This is a genomic window from Nostoc sp. LPT (assembly GCF_017115165.1).
Lineage (GTDB): Bacteria > Cyanobacteriota > Cyanobacteriia > Cyanobacteriales > Nostocaceae > Nostoc.
The window spans coordinates 1-21,721 of record NZ_JABXKF010000146.1 but is presented as its reverse complement, the minus strand read 5'-3'; the positions used below and the strand labels follow the sequence as shown (position 1 = coordinate 21,721).

At 38.4% G+C, this 21,721-nt stretch carries 18 protein-coding genes; 4 read left to right on the top strand and 14 right to left on the bottom strand.

The window, feature by feature from the left end:
• Window positions 1-6 precede the first annotated feature (6 nt).
• From HWQ58_RS28560 to HWQ58_RS28545, 4 genes are all read left to right on the top strand, one after another.
• Complete coding sequence (locus HWQ58_RS28560; protein ID WP_292870597.1) at window positions 7-2,112, top strand: caspase family protein; 2,106 nt, start codon at window positions 7-9, stop codon at window positions 2,110-2,112.
• A gap of 75 nt (window positions 2,113-2,187) precedes the next feature.
• Window positions 2,188-4,161 carry a hypothetical protein gene (locus HWQ58_RS28555; RefSeq protein ID WP_292870595.1) on the top strand — a complete coding sequence of 658 codons (1,974 nt, stop codon included), beginning with the start codon at window positions 2,188-2,190 and terminating at the stop codon, window positions 4,159-4,161.
• A 29-nt stretch (window positions 4,162-4,190) separates the two neighbouring features.
• A complete protein-coding gene (locus HWQ58_RS28550; protein ID WP_292870593.1) occupies window positions 4,191-5,321 on the top strand; it encodes a MoxR family ATPase in 1,131 nt (376 codons plus the stop codon).
• 101 nt (window positions 5,322-5,422) lie between these two features.
• Window positions 5,423-10,048 (top strand): SAV_2336 N-terminal domain-related protein, encoded by a 4,626-nt coding sequence (locus HWQ58_RS28545; protein WP_292870591.1) that lies wholly within the window; start codon window positions 5,423-5,425, stop codon window positions 10,046-10,048.
• Between the two features lie 262 nt (window positions 10,049-10,310).
• On the opposite strand, the gene HWQ58_RS28540 is transcribed toward HWQ58_RS28545, so the two are convergent.
• From HWQ58_RS28540 to HWQ58_RS28475, 14 genes are all read right to left on the bottom strand, one after another.
• Entirely contained in the window at window positions 10,311-10,511 is a 201-nt protein-coding gene (locus HWQ58_RS28540; RefSeq protein WP_292870589.1) for a hypothetical protein, read from the bottom strand.
• A 325-nt stretch (window positions 10,512-10,836) separates the two neighbouring features.
• On the bottom strand, window positions 10,837-11,901 hold the full coding sequence (locus HWQ58_RS28535; RefSeq protein ID WP_292870586.1) for a catalase family protein: 1,065 nt from the start codon (window positions 11,899-11,901) through the stop codon (window positions 10,837-10,839).
• Between the two features lie 260 nt (window positions 11,902-12,161).
• Window positions 12,162-12,608 carry a CHAT domain-containing protein gene (locus HWQ58_RS28530; RefSeq protein WP_292870583.1) on the bottom strand — a complete coding sequence of 149 codons (447 nt, stop codon included), beginning with the start codon at window positions 12,606-12,608 and terminating at the stop codon, window positions 12,162-12,164.
• 19 nt (window positions 12,609-12,627) lie between these two features.
• Window positions 12,628-12,810, bottom strand: a complete 183-nt coding sequence (locus HWQ58_RS28525; RefSeq protein WP_292870580.1) for a hypothetical protein — start codon at window positions 12,808-12,810, stop codon at window positions 12,628-12,630.
• 13 nt (window positions 12,811-12,823) lie between these two features.
• Complete coding sequence (locus tag HWQ58_RS28520) at window positions 12,824-12,946, bottom strand: hypothetical protein (RefSeq protein WP_292870577.1); 123 nt, start codon at window positions 12,944-12,946, stop codon at window positions 12,824-12,826.
• 273 nt (window positions 12,947-13,219) lie between these two features.
• On the bottom strand, window positions 13,220-13,684 hold the full coding sequence (locus HWQ58_RS28515; protein WP_292870574.1) for a hypothetical protein: 465 nt from the start codon (window positions 13,682-13,684) through the stop codon (window positions 13,220-13,222).
• A 441-nt stretch (window positions 13,685-14,125) separates the two neighbouring features.
• Complete coding sequence (locus HWQ58_RS28510) at window positions 14,126-15,028, bottom strand: M48 family metallopeptidase (protein ID WP_292870571.1); 903 nt, start codon at window positions 15,026-15,028, stop codon at window positions 14,126-14,128.
• A 76-nt stretch (window positions 15,029-15,104) separates the two neighbouring features.
• Entirely contained in the window at window positions 15,105-15,302 is a 198-nt protein-coding gene (locus HWQ58_RS28505; RefSeq protein WP_292870568.1) for a hypothetical protein, read from the bottom strand.
• 85 nt (window positions 15,303-15,387) lie between these two features.
• Entirely contained in the window at window positions 15,388-15,828 is a 441-nt protein-coding gene (locus HWQ58_RS28500; protein WP_292870566.1) for an RDD family protein, read from the bottom strand.
• An 88-nt stretch (window positions 15,829-15,916) separates the two neighbouring features.
• Window positions 15,917-16,048 carry a hypothetical protein gene (locus HWQ58_RS28495; protein ID WP_292870563.1) on the bottom strand — a complete coding sequence of 44 codons (132 nt, stop codon included), beginning with the start codon at window positions 16,046-16,048 and terminating at the stop codon, window positions 15,917-15,919.
• Between the two features lie 17 nt (window positions 16,049-16,065).
• Window positions 16,066-16,188, bottom strand: coding sequence for a hypothetical protein (locus HWQ58_RS28490; protein ID WP_292870560.1), 123 nt, complete (start codon window positions 16,186-16,188; stop codon window positions 16,066-16,068).
• A gap of 191 nt (window positions 16,189-16,379) precedes the next feature.
• Window positions 16,380-19,409: a CHAT domain-containing protein gene (locus HWQ58_RS28485; RefSeq protein WP_292870557.1), complete on the bottom strand. Its 3,030-nt coding sequence runs from the start codon at window positions 19,407-19,409 to the stop codon at window positions 16,380-16,382.
• A gap of 117 nt (window positions 19,410-19,526) precedes the next feature.
• Window positions 19,527-20,465 carry a DUF1822 family protein gene (locus HWQ58_RS28480; protein ID WP_292870554.1) on the bottom strand — a complete coding sequence of 313 codons (939 nt, stop codon included), beginning with the start codon at window positions 20,463-20,465 and terminating at the stop codon, window positions 19,527-19,529.
• A gap of 66 nt (window positions 20,466-20,531) precedes the next feature.
• Window positions 20,532-21,266 (bottom strand): hypothetical protein, encoded by a 735-nt coding sequence (locus HWQ58_RS28475; RefSeq protein WP_292870551.1) that lies wholly within the window; start codon window positions 21,264-21,266, stop codon window positions 20,532-20,534.
• Between the last annotated feature and the right edge of the window lie 455 nt (window positions 21,267-21,721).

The following is a 21,721-nucleotide window of genomic DNA, read 5'->3' as shown; positions in this document are numbered from 1 at the left end:
ACAATTATGTCTAATTTTTATGCTTTACTAATCGGCATCGATTATTACGAACCCAATCCTCACTACGAAAGTTTACAAGGGGCTGTTAGAGATATTGACAAGGTAGCAGATTATTTAAAAAAATTGCAAATCCCTTCAGAACGAATAACTAAACTGACTTCTCGTTTATCAAATACCAATTCTCTGGCGGATGTGAGGGCAGCAGGCAAGAAAATGCCACCTACGTATCAAAATATTGTTAATGCTTTTAACAGTATTACTGAAACGGCAAACACCGGGGATTTAGTCTACATCCACTATTCAGGACATGGAGGACGGGTTAAAACGATTTTTCCAGACTTGAAGGGAAAAGGACAGAATGATGAAGGCTTAGTGCCGATGGACGTGGGTAATGATGGCTACTATCTACGGGATGTAGAAATGGCTACCTTACTGAAACGGATGACAGATAAAGGGTTGATTGTGACGGTTATCTTTGATAGTTGTCATTCGGGGGGAGCAACGCGAGGCGATGCTCAGATTCGGGGTTCGCGAAATGGGGAGGCAGATACAAAAGACAGACCTAAAGATAGTGCTGTAGCTGACCGAGATGAGTTGGTGAACAATTGGCGAACCGTAACTCAAAACAGTCTACAAGAGGGTTGGTTGCCAAACCAGAGAGAATATGTGTTCTTAGGTGCTTGTCGTCCGTCTGAGTATGCCTATGAATCAGCGTTTGATGGCAAAGATCGCAATGGGGCGTTAACTTACTGGATGATAGATACCCTGAACGCCATACCTACAGGTTTAACCTACCAAGCTTTGTACGATCGCCTGAAAGGACAGATCCAAAGCCAATTCCCCAATCAATTACCTATGCTGTTAGGGGAGGGCGATCGCTTGGTATTTGGCAGTGAAATCAAGCCAGTACAGTATAGCCTGGGAGTAATCAATGTTACACCTGAATATCTAACGTTCGATGGGGGATTGGCGCAGGGGATAAGCCGAGGAACGCGATTCGCGCTTTATCCTGTAGGGAGTGACTTTAGTGATAAGCAAAAACGTCTTGCTGTGGTTGAGATTACAGAGTTACAAGCATCTACTTCTACTGCTAAAATCCTGTGTGCTGAAGAAAGTGGCGTTTCAGCTGTTATTGAGAAAATTGAACCGGGATTAGCTGCGGTGATGGAATCAGCACCAGTCGATCTCAAGCATCGGGTTCGTTTGTTTATCAAAGAAGTCGGAGACAAGGAAGAACAGTTACCACAGGAATTAGCTGACAAGCAAGCAGCAGCTTTAGAAAAAGTACGTCAGGCGATGCAGGGTAATGGTTGGGTAACAGAGGTTCGAGGTAATGAGGAAGAGGCACATTATCAAGTTGCTGTTGGGAGAGAAGGAGTGTATGAAATTTCTCGCTTGACTCCTATCAAAAACTTGACTCCTGCTTTAAGTATCGATGATGCTGAGTCTCCTGCTCAGGTGGTTAAACGTTTAGTGCATTTAGCCAAATATCAGACTGCACAAATTCTGAATAATCCTGCTTCTGAATTAAAAAAAGCGATCGAGTATGAATTACTTGATGGAGATACAAAAAAACCTTTGCCCGATCCAAATAATATCTCCTTAAAATCGGGCGATCGCTTGTATGTCAGGCTGAAGAATGTTTCCTCTGGGCCTCTTAATATTGCTGTTCTAGATTTTGAAGCTACATGGGAAATTTCGCAAATTCCCATTCAAGGGGATCGAGGAGCTTTCTATTCTTTACAATCTGGCGAAGAAACCTTGACACGCCTGCGGTTTGATCTACCTAATGGAGAATATTATCAACAATCAGAAGAAACCTTAAAATTGTTTGTCACTCGTGGCATTGCTAACTTTCAATGGTTGATTTTGCCACCTCTTGATGAGGAATTAGGCAAACGAGGAGGCAATTTAAATGAGGAACTTCAACAAATAGCTGAAGAAAAAGGGGCAACAAGGGGAGAAAAACCGCAGATTAGCCCACTCAATCAACTGCTCTCTCAAGTCGGAGCAGATGTGGATAAACCACCAACGCTAACCAGAGCTTCCTACGACCCCGATCCTAATGCGGAATGGTTGACTCAATCGATTTTACTGACGGTTAAACGATAGTTAATATAAGGGGCTATTTTTTCCAAAGTAGCCTATATTGGGATTTCATTACTACGCTTGTATTTATCCAAATCAATGCTTAAAGTTCTCCTAGTATCTGCCGATTCTCAAGAAAATCATACACTCCGTCTCAATCAAGAATTTAGACGGATAAATAATAAATTGGATAATAATCAAAATAATCAATTCGATAGCAAGGTTCTTCTGTCCACAACTTATGAAGATTTACGTCAAACCTTATTAAGTTATAAGCCTTCAATCATCCATTTCTCTTGTCATGGAATGGGAGAACAGGGATTAGTTCTTGTTGATAGCAATGAAAAAAAAGAGATTATCCATACAAAAACATTGGCAGAGTTACTTGGAACTTGTCAAAAAGAGAATCAAAACATTTGTTGCGTAATTTTTAATGCTTGTTACGGAGAGTTTCAAGCTCTAGAAATCAAGGAGCATATTAGATATGCCATTGGCATGAATAATGAAATTAAAGACACTCATGCAATATCTTTTGCCGAAGCATTTTATGAAGCTTTATTTTTAGGAACAACAATTGAAACAGCATTTGAATTAGGATGTAATTCAATTCGTCGGTTTATTAACAATAATAGCAATACAGGAAGTCGTGCAGAATACGATCCTGCTCCTGATGATAAAAGAGCATCTGAGCCTATACCCGATTATGAAATTCCTCGATTAATTGTCAATGAAGCTTTAGAAGATGTTAATAACTTAGCTCGAGGTATTTCTCGACAACAGAGGATTATTAGCTATCAACAATGGTACGAATTTGAGTTAATTTTATTAACAATTGATTTTAACATACTAAAAAATGTGTGTATAGATATATTAAAACAAAGTGTTCAAGATATTCAACCTACAATTTTACGACTTGAGGGTTTACTAGACATCAAGGAACTTTTTTTAGAAAAATATCCCATTCGTAAGGACAACGGTATTTTCACTATTTGGGATTTTGCAATACGTTTAACAAAAGAAGAAATATCCATTAACCAAAAACTTGATCTTAAAAATTGGTTAGATAAAACAACTAAGGAAAAAAATATAGATTTATCAATTTTGCTAGAAAAGACTGTAATAAATAGGCCATCACATACAAGTTTAAATCCACATTTATTAATTAGTATTCTGGAAAATACAGGATTGTCTAATAGTTTTAGTTTAAAAGCTGAGTTGATTGCTAATTACCAGGAAGGAGAGCCATACGATCAATCAATTCCAATTACATCTAAACAAGAAGGAGTTAATGCCATATCTTCAGAGGAAATTGAACCTTGCATACGAGACTTAATTTCTGTAGCGATAAATCAGCTTTCTGGTAAAGACAATTTGATTATCGAATTATTTGTTCCATTTAGTTTTTTAGGAGAAGATTTTGATTTATATAAAATTAAACGTATTGGGAGTAGAAGAGAAGAGAAATTTAGAATAGGCTTTCAATACCAACTTATTATACGTTGTTTAGATAGATATGAAGATGAAATCTTATTCCGCAGGCTTGAAACAAGATGCAATAACATTAGAGAATATTTAGTTAAAGATACAAATAAAAAATATTTAGAAGAAAAATGTGATTATTTAGAAGCAATTAATCAAAACTGGGACGAATTATCTAAAAATTGGGAGGATGATGATTTTTTCTCAATTAATTTAATAGATAGATTGCCTGTAAATGATGAAGAAAAAATAGCTTATTTTGATTGTTTCCAATTAAGTGGAGTTCCTATTTCTTTATGGAGCCGCTCTTCTAAAATAAAATATGATATTAACGAACATGATTGTAATATTAAAGATAAATTTAAAGAAATTTTAGCGATTCAATGTTTTAATAATTTAGGTGAAATATCTCAAAAAATCTATCAATTAAGAAGAGATGCTCCTCTTGATGAAAATAAAGCTAAAGATTATTTAGGATATCATCTAGGATTTATCTGCGATCGCCCCGATCCAATCCCTTTTTACTTACGCGAACGTTTACGCAAACCTTCAAATCAAGCTTCAAATCAAGGAGGATTACAGGGGCCCAATTAAAAACAATTTACTGTACCTAGAGGTTATTTATGGAAAATTCAGACCAACATTCAAATACTAATTGGCGATTATTTTTTGGTAATGGGAAGAAAAATGAAGCTGCAACACAACGATTAAGTGAATTAAAACCACCACCTTGGCGAAAATTTGGCGATCACTCGGATGTACCTTTAAAGAAAAATGGCACAGGACAAGATATCGATCCTCGTTGGGAAGATTTGCAATCATTAGTAAAGACTAAGAAACGAGACATTAGTAAAGGTGAAAACTTCTGTATTGCTTCAGAAGCAGATAGCGTAATCAATGCGGTTAATGCAGCAATTTATTTACGTCGTCCTCTACTGATAACAGGTAATCCTGGTTCAGGAAAAACCTCTTTAGCTTATGCGATCGCTTATGAACTTGGTTTAGGCCCTGTATTATCGTGGGCAATTAATGCCCGTTCTACTCTCCAGGATGGATTATATCGCTATGATGCGATCGCTCGTCTCCAAGATACCAATTTTGAAAAAAAGAATACTCAAGAAGGAGAGATAAAACAGACCGAAGAACAAGATATTGGTGAATATATCAAACTTGGTTCAGTCGGTACAGCTTTTTTACCATCTTTACTACCTAGAGTATTGTTAATTGATGAGATTGACAAAAGCGATATTAATCTACCCAATGATTTATTGAATCTGTTTGAGGAAGGAGAATTTGAAATACCAGAATTAGTTCGTCGTTCTCAAGATAATAAACAGGATGCAAATACTAAAAAATCTTTTACTGTATATACCGAAGATAAGGATATTAAAGCCACAATTTCAGGAGGTCGTGTTTGTTGCCATGCCTTTCCTATTATTGTCATGACCAGCAATGGAGAAAGAGATTTTCCACCAGCATTCAAAAGACGTTGTTTAAGGGTAAGAATGCCAGATCCAAATGAAGATGCGCTTCAGAAAATTGTGAAAACTCATTTTGGGAACGATTTTCTTAATGATGCCAAAAATCAGGCTAAATTTGACAATTTAATTAAGATTTTTCAGCCGAACAATAAATCTATAGAAAGAGCGACAGATCAGTTGCTCAATGCTATTTATCTCTTAACCTATGAAGTAGGAACAGATGAAGAATTAATTATAGATGTGTTATTGAGAAGACTCAATATTGCCGATTAGTAGAGAGTAATAATTTGATAGGTTACCTAAAATCTAGCATCAACAAAACATAATTTTTTTTCAAATTCTACCCTAGCAGCTTGGGATATGCCAGACAACTTATGACACCATCAGAATCTCAATCAGTTCCAAATAGCATCGAACGCCTAATCGCAGAATTGGGAGAAAAACTTGACCTCACAGGCGAACAGATTGCTGATGTGTTATGGCTAACCCTAGAACTCCAAAAATTTGAACCCAATCCTTCAATAGAAAAACCGGAATCGCATGAGTTAGATAAAGATACATCACCAGAAAAGCTAAATCAACCTCAAGCTAACGAACAAACAAAGCCAACTGTTCCCAGTCGAAAACAAGAAACCAATACCAAACCTTCTACGGAAAAAAAAGGTTCTGTTTATTCCACTTCTGGTTCGGGAGAAAGTCAAGGTTTAACAATTGGTGTACCTGATGCTCCTTCTCTCCGAGAACCTTTAACTTTAGCTAATGCGTTTCGTCCTCTAATGCGGCGGGTCGCAACAGGTAGAAAACTTATTTTAGACGAAGCAGCTACAGTTCAAAGGATTGCTGAAGAACATATTTTTATACCTATACTAAAAGCTGAACCAGAACCTTGGTTAGATTTAGCCTTGGTAATTGATGAAAGCCATTCTATGTTGATTTGGGGACATACCATTGGGGAATTAAAAGAGTTATTCAAAAAATATGGCATTTTTCGAGATATTAGGATTTGGGGGTTACAACCTGATGAAGCAGGAAATAATTTGCAACTTTTCTCACGCATGGGGAGTAATAAGCGTTTAACTGAACCAAAAGAAATTATCGATCCAACGGGAAGACGTTTAATTTTAATTGTTAGTGATTGTGTTTCCAATATTTGGCGTAAAGGAATGATGTTTCCAGTGCTGAAAGATTGGACGCAAAAACAACCTTTAGTGATTTTGCAAATGTTGCCAGAGTGGATGTGGCGACGCACTGCTTTAGACTTAGGAACACCAGTAGCTTTCAAAAGTTCGATTATGGGGGTTGCAAATCAAGAATTATCTCTTCACAAACCCCTCAGACGTAGTAGAAGCATTGGTTTTAAGGTAGAAGAACGTAGCAAAATTCCAGTAATTACTCTCGACAAGGAACACGCTGCTCAATGGAGTCAAATGTTGGTGGGAAAAGCGGATGCACTGGTTTCGGGATATCTCTTACCTCCTAAACTAGAAATTGAAGATCCTTCCTTACAAAGACAACAGAATACGTCAGATGCTGCTGAGAGAGTACAAAATTTCCGAATGACTACTTCGCCACTAGGTAGAGAGTTAGCGGGTTTATTGGCTGCGTCTCCTGTGATTAATCTGCCTGTAGTTAGATTGATTCAAGAGAGTCTACTACCCAAATCTAATCAGGTTCAGGTTGCAGAAGTATTTTTAGGGGGATTATTGCGCCCTAAATCTGCATCTCTAAAAAAACTAGAAAATGAAGAACTAGACAATAGAGTTAATGTTAATCTTGACTTAGTGGAGTATGAATTTATTAAACCAGAAATTCGAGATATTTTTCTAGATGATGCCGCAGTGAGTGATTCTATTGATGTGGTTAATGCTGTTTCTCGCTATGTAGCGGAACAGTTAGGGGTATCTCTGAAGGAGTTTATAGCCATTTTGAAAGCACCGCAGAAGAGAGACGAACAAGAACGAAAAGATACGATTCAGCCTTTTGCAGAGATTACAGCAAGAGTTTTAAGAAAGTTAGGAGGCGAATACGTTAAATTTGCTGAAGAGTTGGAACAGGCTAGTAATAAGATATCCTCTAAGATGTCTGATGAAGAACCAGTAAAAGACGATGATTCATCTCTAAGAGAAGCAACTTCTTGGACACTGCAACAGTCCATTAATCATCATCAAGATCAAATCAATTGTGTTGTCTTTAGTCCAGATGGACAATTAATTGCTTCTGCTAGTCAGGATAGCAAGATTTGTCTATGGAATTTAAGCGGTGATTTGATAGCAACCTTGGAAGGAAATCAAGATAAGATTTGGTCAATTGCCTTTAGTATTGATAGCCAATTCTTAGTTAGTGGAGGAAATGATGGTCTAGTTAATTTATGGAGTGTTAGTGATTCAACCCATCTTTATACTTGGGCAAATCATGAAAGTATTTATACAGTTTCTTTTCGTCCGTATAGGGGAGAAATTACTAGCTTGGATAATCAATTTGCATTAATTGCTAGTGCAGGTAAATCATCACGTATTTATCTGCATAATATAAAATTAAATGAGCTTGATACTCTAACAAGTCATATAGATATCATTAATTGTATTACTTTTAGCCCAGATGGAAAACTTTTAGCTAGTTGCAGTGACGATCGAACTATTAAAATCTGGAATCTACAGCAAAGAGCATTAACTATAACCTTACAAAGTCATACAGATTGGGTCAATGCGATCGCATTTAATCCTAAAGGAGACCTCATTGTTAGTGCCAGCAGTGATAACACAGTACGTCTTTGGTCAGTTAATCAAGGAACTCTAGTCAAAATCTTTAAGGGACATACAGATCAAGTAAGTTCTGTTGCTTTTCATCCCTCTGGGGAGATAATTGCTAGTGGGAGTCGTGATGGAACGATTCGGTTGTGGACTCTTGAAGGAGATTTGTTAGGTGAACCTCTGCAAGCACATCAACCTCATGTTAAAAAAGTTGCTTTTAGTCCAAATGGAAAACTATTAGTCAGCGGCGGTTCAGACAATACTATAAAGATTTGGTATGATAGTCTATCTCAAGACAATGGAGATAACTATACTCAATTAAAAAAATTACTTGAACAGAGAAAATGGCAAGAAGCCGATCAAGAAACGGCAAGACTTATGCTTCAAGTGGTTGGCAGAGAAGAGGAAGGATGGTTAAGCCTGGAAAATCTGAATACTTTTCCCTGTGATGCACTGCAAATGATTGACCAATGCTGGCTGGAATTTAGTCAAGGACATTTTGGTTTTAGCGTCCAAAAAGACATTTGGGAAAAGGTTGGACAAAACTACGATCGCTTTGGGGTTGAATTAGGATGGAAAGTCGAAGATAGGTGGCTGCCTTACGATGATTTAAGATTTGATCTGACTGCGCCACTAGGTCATCTACCTTGCCTGAGTTGGGTTTCTCAATTAAAGCAAGCCGGGTTCTCTTCCAAGTCACAGCGATGGTCGAGACTAATTAAAATGAGGCAGGCCTTTTTCAATCGTGTTCAAGCCTGTGATTTGCCCAACTTGTTTCCACTGACATTTAGACTAACTAAGAAGTTATTTTTTGCATATAACAATGGAAATGCTACTAACTTACAAACAATTGAGAATATTATTAATGATAATAGTTGGATTGAAGTAACTAATGAAAAATCTGATGCTGATTATATAGTTGCGATTGATGAAAACGAAGAATACGTTATTTGCGATCGCACAGAAACACCGTACCCCAACTTAGAACCTCCTCTGTCGATTAATAGTACTGATGCAGCAGAACGTTTGGTAAAACGCCTGGTTCATTTAGCAAAGTATCACGCAGCATTAAGTATTGAAGGTCAAAATTATGAGCTAAATAAGGCAATTGAATATGAATTATTAGATGAAGAACGACAGCCTTTCCCCGACGCTAATAATATAAGTTTGAAATCGGGCGATTTATTGTATGTCAGACTGAAGAATGTTTCCTCCCAGCCTCTTAACATTGCGCTCTTAGATTTTGAGCCGACATGGGAAGTTTCTCAAATTCCGATTCCAGGGGATAGAGGAGCTTTCTATTCGCTGCAAGAAGATGAAGAGATATTAACACGCCTTCGGCTTGAAGTACCTGATGGAGAATACGATCGACAAGTTAAAGAAACCTTGAAATTATTTTTCACTCGTGGCATAGCTAATTTTCAATGGTTAATTTTGCCACCTCTTGATAGGGAATCACAATCTAGAGCAAATCTTGATAAAGAGCTTCGAGACGTACTTGCTGAATATTTTGACAAAGATAAAGATTGGTCATCAAAATCGATTAATTTAACTGTCATCCAACCCGAAGCTTCTCTGAATCAGCAACCGCAACAAGAAGACAAGCCTACAAACCGCAAGAAAATTTTGCTCCTGGCATCTAATGCTCAAGGTAGCTTAGTTATCGACTTAGATCGCGAAATTCGAGTTATCCGAGAAGGGTTGAGGCGATCGCCAAACCGCAATCAATTTGTCATTGAAACCAGAAGAGCTGTCCGCCCTATCGATTTACGGCGTGCCATGCTGGAAGTTAATCCGCAAATCGTTCACTTTTACGGACATGGTACGGGAAGTCAAGGTCTAGTTCTGCAAGACGATGATGGAAATGAGCATCTAGTCTATACAGAAGCATTATCAGCCCTGTTTCAAATCTTCTCTAATCAGGTAGAGTGTGTTTTACTCAGTGGCTGTTATTCAGAAGTTCAAGCACAAGGGATCGTTGAGCATATCAACTACGTGATCGGCATGAACCGCGAAGTCACAGATGATGCGACGATCGCTTTCACTGTTGGCTTTTATGATGCACTAGGAGCAGGTGAATCGATTGAACGTGCATTTGAAATAGGACGTAACGCAGTTGTGTTTGAAGTTTCAGGTCATGAGTCCCAGAGCCGTAAGCTTTTACCCGTAGACGATGACGATATCGATGTAAATATCAACGATCCGAAGAATCAGGATTACTTATTTCCAGTTCTGGTGAAAAAAGTGTAACTGATTTCGACAAGATAAAAATCACAAAAACAATTCTCGTACTAGCATCTAAATCTAATCCCAGAGGAACAACAGTTCTAGATTTAAGCCGCGAAATTCGTAATCTTGAAGAAGGATTAAAGCGCTCGCAAAACCGCGATGAATTTAAAATTGAAATTTGTGTGGTGGTTCGTCCTATCGATTTGCAACGTGCCATCATGGAATTGGTGTTTAGACTAGTCAGGAGTGCGAAACTCCAAACCTAGAAGGCGATTGATGTACATCAAATATAAGCGCACCCACCCAAAACTTGAGTAGGGTCTTCATAGTACGCTTGAACTAAAAATGCCCCAGGGCACTCAAGGATGCGATCGCGCGGAGTGGTTTTTTCGGCTACTAATTCCTTGATACGTTCCAGTGGTGCAGTGATACCTTCTATTCGGTTAGAAGATTCAGTACTCTGAATAATTGCAGCTTGCCGCAAGGTTTCCAATACCTGGGGTGACTGTTACTTGAATAATTACTGTTTGCCTTTATACTCACTAATCAAGCGGATTGGTACGTAGTAAATTTTGAGCAATCTGCTAATATTCAATAAATCCTGGTTCAAAGGATTTCATCTCAAATCTTCCCGGATATTTCCTCTGTACTTGATTTGCCTATATAAACTTATTCCATTAACAATTGCAAAGTAGATACACGATTTAGTAGGTAACAGCGATCGCTTTTAATTGTGTTGCAACAGTTTCAATCATGGGATGGTGCTTTAAGTGCGGATGAATACTTGATGTGCCAAGGACGATTAGATTTCAAATATTTGGATTGTTGAAATCATTCATTGTCGGTTCTTGCACAGTCACTTTGTTCAATTTGTGTCGTGTTGCTGCGATCGTTTGATAAACATACTTCCGTACCCGGTTAATCCCTCCCAAAGGTTGATGCTCAACAAGAGCGTGCCAGGGATTAAATGACAAATTCTCGTCGAACTGCCGTCGAGCCTCTGTATCAAACGTTTGCATCGGAATCCGAATGTTTGCTACTTTGATAAATGGTGAGTCCGTCTCACTCCATTCTGCTGTCGCATCCTCAACAGGCATTTGATCGGGGTTTTTCTGTAACTGCACCAGAAAATCAAAACAGACCTCTTGTCTACTCAGATGCTCAACCATCACTTCGCGTAAGAAGTTTTCAGATTCTAAATTGGGTGCGATCTGAATATTGTTTTCAGTCACACTGGGTTTAACTGAAAATTTAATCGCACGATCGCCAAGTTTGTAGGGAGTTGTACTCCAGTATTGAATTTGGAGTTGATTCGTCACTGTTTTTTTCTGAATCGTCTTCAGAATTTTGAATTGTTTCAAGTGAGATGGAACATACATGAGCAGCAGTGGAAGCGGCTTCAAAGGCTTAAATGGCATTTTCTTTGCCATCTGTACAGCTTTGGCAAAATCAAGAGCATCTTGAGCATCTTTGAGAAACAGCACTGGGTGGTTAATCAGAATAAAGTCCTGTGTCTGTGCCTGCCGTTGCTCTTCCAACAGTTTTTCGCCTTCGACTCCCAGGAGTTTAATTGCCATGCCGCGCACATCCCCTTCAGAATCTCGCTGCGGTTTCAAAGAACCATTTGAGAACCGGACGAAAGCTGAATACCGACGCGGTTCCCTAAAGATGCCAAATCTGCACTCTTCAGGCACATCCTCAACAATAAATTCGGCTTTGACGCATCCATGACTTTTAGGATGCTGCTGACGCTGAACGGGATCGGTTTCCTTGTCCAATACTGCAATCGAGCATTGAATCACTTCAGCAATTACTTTATCTTCGTTTGCAGGTGGATTTTCTGGAAGGTTGGGGGGATTACTTTGAGTTTTCATATTCGCTCTCATTAGATTCGATTATAGGTGCTGAAACAGCAGAAGATTCTTGAATGGTGAACAAATTTTCTACTATCCCGAAATATCAGTTGATTTCTTTACTGAACGTGTTGGCTTCTTACTCTGAAGGAAAGTAGGTTGTCTTCCATATACACTTCTCAATCTGAGACGGACTAATGTAATGGCAATATTTTCCAACAAGCCTATTCTTTTATTTCACAGTCATAGCGTCTGAACCAAAATGTTTTTTAATGTACTGCTCAATGTCTTTCGCGATCGCGTAGTTGAAGAAAAGCAAGTTCAAATTGAATCGCGTTACAACCTAGTTCAAAAGCAACATCAATCGATTTCTCATAACCTAATCCATCATAAAATCCTGTGGCAAATGCGATCGCAGCATCATCTCGCATAGATTGTTTCATCTCAATCACATAATCAATATGCTGGACAATTGCCTTTGCCTGTGCCTCTGCATAACAGGCGTTAAGTACTACACACTTGATCTCTGGGAATAATTTGAAAAGTCCTGAGAGAGCCTCACTTGTGGCTGGCTTAGGCTCTCCATTCTGACCAACCAGCACTAATCCTGTCTGCCCCTCCCCATGCCCAGAAAAATGCACAATATCAGGCTTTTCTTCCAGCAATGCTCTTCGTAGAGAGTTTGAATCGACTGCCCATTTGGAGACAAGATGAAATTGGTCACGCAACTTTGAGCGCTGCAAACCGTCATCGTAGTATTGGTGGGATATTTCCTGTTTCCCACATTTGTGCGATCGCAAATAGCCAAGACTGGATAATCTCAATTTCAATTTTTTCTTGGATTATCCCTTGAGCTATGGTTTTACGGCGCTTTGTTGCCCTTTGATTCCCAATACCAGGATTTTTCTTTTGGTCAATTCTTGACTGCATGGAAGCGGCTAAATTACGGAGAGATTATAATAATTTTTCGTCGATCAACACTCTGGATGATGGCGGCAATATGGATAACACCATGTTCTTTGGAATAAACCTGTTTGTTTGCTTGTAACCATTCAGGTTGGGTCATAAAAAGTTACCTACTTGCTGTTTTAGCAGGTAGGCGTTAGTCAAAAGTAGTGGTTTTTGTTATTGCCATATTAGCTATAGAATCTGACTTAAGTCTTGCTAAGTATAGTGAGAAGCAAAACATTATCTGCCAAGCTTTCAGTCAACTTAGATTATTGTATATATTTATACTTATTTATCACATAATGTGCATATTAGGTTAGAGAAAAAGGCGCAAAGAAACAAACTTTACTAATGTTGCTTTGCGCCTTTTATGTGCAAAAAGCTGCTGCTCTTACTGACCAAATACGCCAATGCCGTAGTAGCATAGTTTAGAATCGCAATTTGCCATATCAATTCGGACTCGATATGTACCACTTCGGTAGGAAGTTACACCAATGGCGGGAATATCATCATCTTCTAAGTCTGAAGCAATCAGATTTCCCCGATCATCATACAATGCAATATCTAAATCTTGGCAATCGCGATCGCATACTCCTACAATGCCGTATGACGTACCCGCACTAAGATTGATAGTGATATAATCGGAACTGTCATGATACAGTGTATCAATATAAGGGTCATGGGTTTGACTATAGCCACCAAAACCAGCATTAACCATAGCTCCCATTAATTGCATACCAACTTCATTGAGATATTTGTCGTCATTGGCACGAACTAGAGTAGGTGTCATGAAAAGCGAACAGAAGATACTAGAAATAGCAGCTATAGTACCAAATAATTTTGTTTTGAGTTTCATAATTTCAGCTTTCCTTCTGGTTGTTTTGCGTGTGATTGTTGAGTGCTTTACGGTCAAGTTTGCGTTGTTGCTCAAGCACGGTAATTTTGTAGAAACACCAATGTTTGCATTTCTACAAGAGAGTATTTATTTGGAAATTCTCATGTTTTAAATGGTTAGTATATTTGCAACACGAAATGTTTATTGAATTTGATTGTTTTGTGGTTGATAAATTTCTCTACCAAACAAACTGGTGTATGATGTGAACATAATTTGCTCAACGCAGATAGAATTCTGAACCGCTTTAATTACATATACGAATTCATCTGTGTAAAAATACGCAATTTTTGAGATGTCTTTCTCAAATGTCCTGGAGGAGTAGGAAAAAACGAGGTTCATATCCCCGATTTATAGGAAAATTCGAGGATATTGCGGATATTGCCTTGTTCGCACCCATTATATTTATCGTGAAACAAATCTGGAGTTGATTCGCAAAGATACTCCATCTTCTGATAAATCTAATTTTAATGGTTGGGGATTATTTTTTAATCGCTCATTGCCATCTATCCATAAAAGAAACAAAAAATATTTATTCATTACCTGCTTTAAAGTATTAATTCTTTGTTGTGTCGGTGGATGGCTGCTAATTTCTGTGTAGTCTAAAGGTAAACGCGAAAACAGGTTTAAGACTCGCAAACCTCCATTTATATCATAACCAGCCTTAATCATATACGTGTAACCAATTTCATCGGCTTGAAATTCATGCTGGCGACTTAATGCTTGCATGGTTCTATCAAATCCTTGTTTTTTCTGGATAATAATTCGTTGTTTGATGACATCTTTTGTAGCAGCTGATATGGGAGTTTTCGATTTTCTCCGTTCTTGTGCAATCCAATTGTTATATTCTGCTTCTGCTTCTTTGAGTAATCTTTCTTTTAAACTAGCTTCTGTTTCTTCTTGCTGTGCTGAATGGCGTTGTGTATGGTGGGCTAATTCATGACTGATAATAAAAGCTAAGGCTGCATCATCACCATGTATTTGGTCTAGCAAGCCTTTGTAAATTACAATTTTATTTAACTCACCAGCGTAGGCATTGATATTATATTCATCAGTGATTTGTAAGCGCCAGGGATGGTCATCAAGTCCATTAGCACGAATTACTCTTTCTGCTACGCTGTAAACCCATTGTAAATTAGTCTTTTTAGGTTGTACTCGTGGGAGAGAGGTAGAAGGATTTGTAGTAGTTGACAGTGATGGTAATGGACTTACTGCTTGCGCGAAACTTGGTGTATTGAAGTTTAGTAAAAAGCTGCTACCAAGACCTAATGTGGTAAAAACGATGTTGCGAATGTATGAGGATGTCATAATCGTAAACGCCTATTTGCTTTGTTTAAATCCCTTCATAGAAAAATACGAATTTATTTACGTGCAATTACGCAGGTTATAAAAGATTTGTTTTGATTCTACCGAAGAATAATGTGATGCTTTTTGAGAATGTATGACGGCTAAAATAAACAAGTGTGACGGAAGAAATTGCGATCGCACACCAGCACCAACAGATAAAAACAGTAGATTCGTTGATATCATGCGATCGCACACCAGCACCAACAGATAAAAACAGCAGATTTGTTGATCTCATGCGATCGCACCGCACCGATAAAATCTGCTGCCACTATTTTGGTATATTTTTATACAATAAAATTACTACGAACAGATAATATTCTTCAATTCTCATTTTTAACTTTTTGTACAACCAATGTTCTAGACACTATGTCATGCATGGCTTGTTTTTTTGTAGTGAAAAACATTGTGATAAAGCTAACTCCCAAAACAAAACTTAAGATAATTTTGCAACAAATTCTCAAACTTGCTTTTGTAAACGAGAGTTGATCGCCATTTAAGTCTGTAACAAAAATCCCCATTGATTGTTTACCAATAGTTGCCTGTTTAGGGGAAATTTCCATCAGCGTATAGTAAAGCCAAGAAATTGTAAAGAACAACCCATACGCGAGATATTCAGGAATCTCGTCAGTTGTGATAAATAAGCTGTAAATTATAGCAAAAATGAATGCGGTTACAATAGTAATTATATATAGAATTATTATGTCAAATAAATGGGCAAAAAATCGCTTGCTTAAACTCGCAGGTGTATAATTACTTTGCATTTCAGAAATCCTCTTTTTCTCCAAAAGGTAGCGCAATCGCAAATACTTTATCTATTTATTTGGCGATGACTTCTACTGATGAACCCTTTCACAAGAGAATACGAATTTCTTTCAATGTAATTACGCAGTTGGTAAAAATTTTTTGGGGTTGGGTAGTCGTGTTAGCGCAACGCACCGTTTCAAGATGATTAGTTGCGGCGATCGCAAGTTTTGTGAGCAATGCAAAATTAAATGCTTTTATGTCTGACTCCAGTCTTCAATCTCTAAAAATTCGATTTTATCGAAATCTCTCAGATTGTTAGTTATAAAAACCAAATCGTTAGCGATCGCAATTCCATTTACCAGTTTAGAAAATCGCATCTATTATACCACTTCTCCAAAACAAGGCAACAGAAGTGCGTTAGCGTCAGCTTTCCGTAGGAATCGCTCACCAACCTCTCCAAACCTGGTGATCGCAGCGAATCGTTAAAGATACCCAGAATTTTAGCGATCACGAAGAATTTATCTCTTAGAACCCCGACTTCTTCAAGAAGTCGGGGTTCTGTTAACCCTCAGTCACACAAACGTCTATCTTCTGCGCTGACATCAGGGTTATTTTGCAGGTAGCCTTGTATTAATCCGCATCCTCGTACTAGCAAATCATCTAAATCGAAATTCCACAAAATTATCTTATAGTCCAAAGATGGGGAAGCAAGGGTTTTGCCGTCGGGGCTAAAGCTGACGCTATAAACACTCTCTGTATACCCTTTAAGGGTTGTAATTTCCTTACCACTGTTGATATCCCACAGTTTCACCGTATTGTCAGAAGATACCGAAGCAAGGGTTTTGCCGCCAGGGCTAAAGCTAATGCTATTGACAGAGTTTATATGCCCTTTAAAGGTTTTAATTTGAAATCCGTATACCACCTCACGCAATGTAGATATAGCTTGCATCTGGGTTTCCCCTCCTATCCAAGGTTTCCAAATGCTTCCTCTGAGGATTTTTCCACCTTTAATAGCTTCCGCTAATGCTGCCTCATGGTCATAAACTTCAAAATATTTTTCTGCACTGCCACTCAATTTACCAATTACAGCATCGGTTCTACTATAATCACTAAACCCTGCAAATCCCGAAATCACCACTAAACCACAAACCAACCCACCAATAATCCGTCGTCGCAACCTCTCCTTCTGCTTCCTCTCCCTCTCCCGCAACTCCACACTCTTCTCAATAAACCATCGCTGCGGTTTACTAACTTCCCCACCCCGTTGCTGCAACCAATCTTCCGCCACAGCCAAAGTCGCACCCCGCAACAAAGCACCCTCATCCTTACCACTCTCCACCCATTGCTGCAATGCAACCATCAACCCCTGTTGCCAAATGCGAAACTTGCGGTTCTCCTGCATCCATCCCCGCAACCGTCGCCAATGGCGAATCAAAGCCTCATGGACGACTTCCACCGTTTCCTCATTCCTCAACTCATCCCAGTTCGTCACCACCAACCGCTTATCAGCCAAGCGCGTCACCAAATCCCAATTATCTCCCCCCACTTCCTCACTCGTCGCCAACCTGCGGGTATCTTCCGTACCTTCCCCCGGTTGCACTAACTGAATAAACACCCGTTGGGCTTTTTCCCGTTCCCACTCCCTCAAGTCTGCATAAACCATCTCTGCATAATTCGCCAGCGATCGCTCCACCCCGCCAATTTTCTTATATGCTTGATGAGTCAACCTTCCCGCATATTGCTGCTTCCACAACTGAGTCAGGGTAAATTCCAACAACGGCAAACGCCCATCCCCATCTTGGATATCATCAATTATGGTATTACACAAACCCTCGTCAAACTCAAAACCCAATTGTCTCGCGGGGAGTGCGATCGCTGCTTCCAATTCCTTCCGATTCATCCGCACCACAGGTTCTAGTTGATACTGTTGTAGCGATCGCCCAAAAGGCTCATAATCATCCAACGCCCTAGATAAAAAATCCGCCCGTAAGGTCAGTAATAAAGTAAAAAATGGTGCATTGTTAACCGCTTGTAGCAAACCATCCAAGAAAATTTTGCGTTCCTCTGCATCCGTACACAGAGTATAAATTTCCTCAAATTGGTCAGCAATCAACAAAATCCGCTTCCCCTCTCCTCCCAGGAGACGGGTTAGGGGTGAGGTAATAAACCTTTCTAAACTTGTCGAATCGCGCTGTAAATTTACATCCAATTCCAACTCAGCCAAATGTCGCTCATTTTCTGGTAAATTTAACGCCGAAACCAACGCTACAGCCAAAGCAGCAAATGGATTTTTACCGGGACGAAACGATAAAATCAACCAATTATTAATAGTATCCCCACGCAATTGCGGAATTAACCCAGCAAACACCAGCGAAGATTTACCACTACCCGAAGCACCAATTACAGCCACCAAACGTTTACTATTAACAGCAGTAACTAAACTCGCGGTTGCTTTATTTCTCCCAAAAAAATACTCGGCATTTTCTTCCTTAAACGCACTCAAACCTTGATAGGGACAAAACGAAATTATCCCCAAAGTTTGCCAAGTTGGTGGTGTTTCCGTCTGATTTTGAACAATTACCGGAAGCCAACTAGCACAGGGAAATTCTGACTCTAGTTTTTGTAATTCCAATCGTGCATTTCTCACGGATATATATAAAGACTTTCCACCAGTAAACTCTTGCAGAAAATACTTCAAAAACTCCTGAGCGACTTTATCCGGTACAGGTTGACGCATCACAATTACTTGGGGAATATGCAGTTGTTCTAACTCATAAGCAATCCCCAAACCATCGCAAGAATTAAAAAATGCAATTTGCAAACGTCTTTGAATTGCAACTTGCAAAGCATCCCGCAATTCTGCGATCGTCAAACTGTCGTGATGATTTATATAAATCCTCCCCTGGGTTTTCTCCGTTCGAGAATGTCCAGAGAAAAACAAAATATCCCAACCTAAATCATCTTGCAGATAATGATTTAAGTCCTCCCGTGATGGTTGTTGTAATAAGACAATTTCTGCATCATCACCACAGAAATTATGTAGCAGCTTTTTATCAGCTTCAATATCAATCTTTGAGCTATCCCCCAAAATAATTAAAATTCTAATTTTTTCTCGATATGCTCGTTCTCCCTGTTCTGCATTTGGCGAACTTAAAGCCACCTCTACCAGTGGAAAATTAATCAAAACATCCCACAAATGCCAAGGTAGTTGACGTAATTCATGACAAGAAGTCGTAATTATGATTCTGATTTCATCTTTGGGATTTAGTTCTTGTAAAAAATTGACAATAGAGGTAAAAGATGGTACATTCAGCCATTGATTAAAACTAGCAAGTAAGTTGATAGATTCTCTCGTACATTCTTGTTTTAAAGACTCCAGATTAACCCGACGACTTCCCCCAGATTTAACCCTAAATTGACTATATTGACTGCAATATATTTCGTGCCAGTTATTTAATAATTGCGGAATTTTAATATTTTCCGGTAACTTAGCTGTGGTGGTTCGATAAGCACGTTGTCCTTCATTTGCTATTTCTAAATTGACTTGAAAACCTGATTCAAAATTACCATCAAATTTGAGAATAACCAGCTTTTTCATAGGTGATGCAATCTAAATTATTGAATTCTTAAAAATATATGTAGTGTGTGTTATGACGAATGTCCGTAACGCACCAAAAAGACATATTTAGGTGCGTTATTAACGCACCATACAAAATCATACAACAAAATCCTGAGTCACTTTCGACTCACCTAAAATTATCTCAACACAAAATTCCTCATTTAATTCTGCACTTAATGTAATCTCCACCCAATCATCATTCTGTCGAGAAGTAACAGCATCTACTTCTTGACCATTTTCATCAGTAACAACCAATTTTAATCCTGGAGGTAAAGAAACACTTTTTTCTCGGTCAGGATGAACTTGTACAATAATATCTACTTCGCCCTGATTTTGATTTTTTACATCAGTTACCTCTTTATTTTTAGGATTTAACTTGATAATCAAAACTACAGACTCGCCATTTAACTGCAAACCAATATCAACTTTTTTGCACTTCGTCACGCTAAAATTTCTCGCAAATCTAAAACTCAGTTCTCGTGGATTAAATATTTCTTCCACGTTTAACCAACCCTCTGTAATTACTCCCTCTAACCATTGTCGAATATTGACTTTTACAGCTTGTTCTTTCGCTGTTAAATAATCCAGTAAATTATCTACAGATTGCAACTGAGTTAAAGGAATTTTGGCTAGTGTTTGAGTTGTAAAGCCTAAAATTTTTGCTTCTTTTAAAGATTGGTTAAACTGTACCGCAACATAAGCAATTCTATCTGACCTTACCTCAGTGGGAATTTCCAAATATTCCGCATCTGGTAATACCGGACGACATTCGATTTTACCAATATTTTTTACTTCCAAATCAGCCAAATCAATTAAACTTAGCATCCACGGATTACTATTATCTGCATTTGAACCCTTAGTTTCAAACCCTATACAATCAAGATAATAATTGACCGCATACACAGCTAAAGTATTGAGATAGATTTTTTTCCCATCCTCAGTATTTGATATTCCTTGTTTGCGTTGATTAGCTCTTTCATGAGCTTCTATACTGAGAGGAATAGTGAAAGATATTTGTTCGTGGTTATTGTTCATAATTGTCCAGAATATGTTTGTGCAAAAGTAAATCATTGAGAATTAATGTTCGGTCTACTGTCCGATTTACTGTAAATATTTACGAAAATAATCGATGATTTTACGCTTTTTAATGTTGCGTTGATATAGCTCAGATAGCCTTGATATTGGATGACCTAATTTTTGAGATATATCTTCCCATTTTTCATGATCTAATCTCATTAATATGACTTTCTGTAAATTGGCATTTGTATCTTCACCAATATAAGTATTTTGTAAAAGTCCTTCTGGGTCATTATTGACGAAACTTTTTGTTGTTGATATTTCCAATTCATCCTCAGTCTCAGAGATTAATTTATCTTTAATTTCATTTTGAACCCTCGATAATTCTTTGCTTACGGGTTTATCAGAACCACTGTTACGACTATCTAACTCATCAAGGGACAATGTTTGCGTTCGCCTTCTGTATTGCCTCCGAACATCGTGAAATCGCCAAGTAAATATTTGATTAACCCAAGCCATCACGGGATGTTCTGGACGATAATCTTCGATGTCTTTGCAAATTTCCAAATATGTATTTGCTTCTGCTTCGCTATAAATATCTGGAAAATGAGTTAATTTTTGCCGCCATTCTACAAACTTTTTTAATTTTCCCGAACTTTGAATTTTGGCAATCAATTTATTGAGAATTTTCCTTCGTTCTGCACTTTTTTGGGGATGGTTTTGTGCTGCGTAGACTAGCTGACGCAACTGTAAATCTAAATCATCATCCATCAAAATCTCCTGCTGCACCTCGAATGCTTGGTATTTTGTTGTCATCATAGATACATAGAATACTGTAGGGTAAATGGTTGTTTGAGCTTTGGGAAATTTGCACCTTCGACGGGAGCAACGCAACACCACGCGGTAAAATATCCCAGGTAGCGAGCTTTTCGCGGCAATATATTCGACTTTTATCGATGCGTGGTAATTCTTCCCCTACCTCTTTAAACCCTTCTACGAACAAGGTGGGGAGTTTTTACGCAGGTTTTGGGAAAATTTTGAAAATTATTTCTGTAGTACGAGGTTACAGAAGTAAGAGCGTTCACGAAGTGTGCCGTAGGTATTGCTGACATACTTCCAGTCCCCACTGTCAAGCTAACCCCTAAGTTAAAATAGGAAGCAGAGTAAACATTGTGTATTATGTATCCTGAAATAGCCTAATTGTCCGCATAGTAAACTCCTGAAGGGGTGACAAGGAGGCGGAAGCATGAGAAATAGTGGAGTGTAGCGATTTT

Coding starts and splice junctions, on each gene's coding strand:
- HWQ58_RS28520 (WP_292870577.1), bottom strand. CDS start 12,946: ATGACCCAACCTGAATGGTTACAAGCAAACAAACAGGTTTATTCCAAA.
- HWQ58_RS28480 (WP_292870554.1), bottom strand. CDS start 20,465: ATGAACAATAACCACGAACAAATATCTTTCACTATTCCTCTCAGTATA.
- HWQ58_RS28500 (WP_292870566.1), bottom strand. CDS start 15,828: ATGCAAAGTAATTATACACCTGCGAGTTTAAGCAAGCGATTTTTTGCC.
- HWQ58_RS28475 (WP_292870551.1), bottom strand. CDS start 21,266: ATGATGACAACAAAATACCAAGCATTCGAGGTGCAGCAGGAGATTTTG.
- HWQ58_RS28535 (WP_292870586.1), bottom strand. CDS start 11,901: ATGAAAACTCAAAGTAATCCCCCCAACCTTCCAGAAAATCCACCTGCA.
- HWQ58_RS28490 (WP_292870560.1), bottom strand. CDS start 16,188: ATGCGATTTTCTAAACTGGTAAATGGAATTGCGATCGCTAACGATTTG.
- HWQ58_RS28525 (WP_292870580.1), bottom strand. CDS start 12,810: ATGCAGTCAAGAATTGACCAAAAGAAAAATCCTGGTATTGGGAATCAA.
- HWQ58_RS28515 (WP_292870574.1), bottom strand. CDS start 13,684: ATGAAACTCAAAACAAAATTATTTGGTACTATAGCTGCTATTTCTAGT.
- HWQ58_RS28560 (WP_292870597.1), top strand. CDS start 7: ATGTCTAATTTTTATGCTTTACTAATCGGCATCGATTATTACGAACCC.
- HWQ58_RS28545 (WP_292870591.1), top strand. CDS start 5,423: ATGACACCATCAGAATCTCAATCAGTTCCAAATAGCATCGAACGCCTA.
- HWQ58_RS28510 (WP_292870571.1), bottom strand. CDS start 15,028: ATGACATCCTCATACATTCGCAACATCGTTTTTACCACATTAGGTCTT.
- HWQ58_RS28485 (WP_292870557.1), bottom strand. CDS start 19,409: ATGAAAAAGCTGGTTATTCTCAAATTTGATGGTAATTTTGAATCAGGT.
- HWQ58_RS28555 (WP_292870595.1), top strand. CDS start 2,188: ATGCTTAAAGTTCTCCTAGTATCTGCCGATTCTCAAGAAAATCATACA.
- HWQ58_RS28550 (WP_292870593.1), top strand. CDS start 4,191: ATGGAAAATTCAGACCAACATTCAAATACTAATTGGCGATTATTTTTT.
- HWQ58_RS28505 (WP_292870568.1), bottom strand. CDS start 15,302: ATGAGATCAACAAATCTGCTGTTTTTATCTGTTGGTGCTGGTGTGCGA.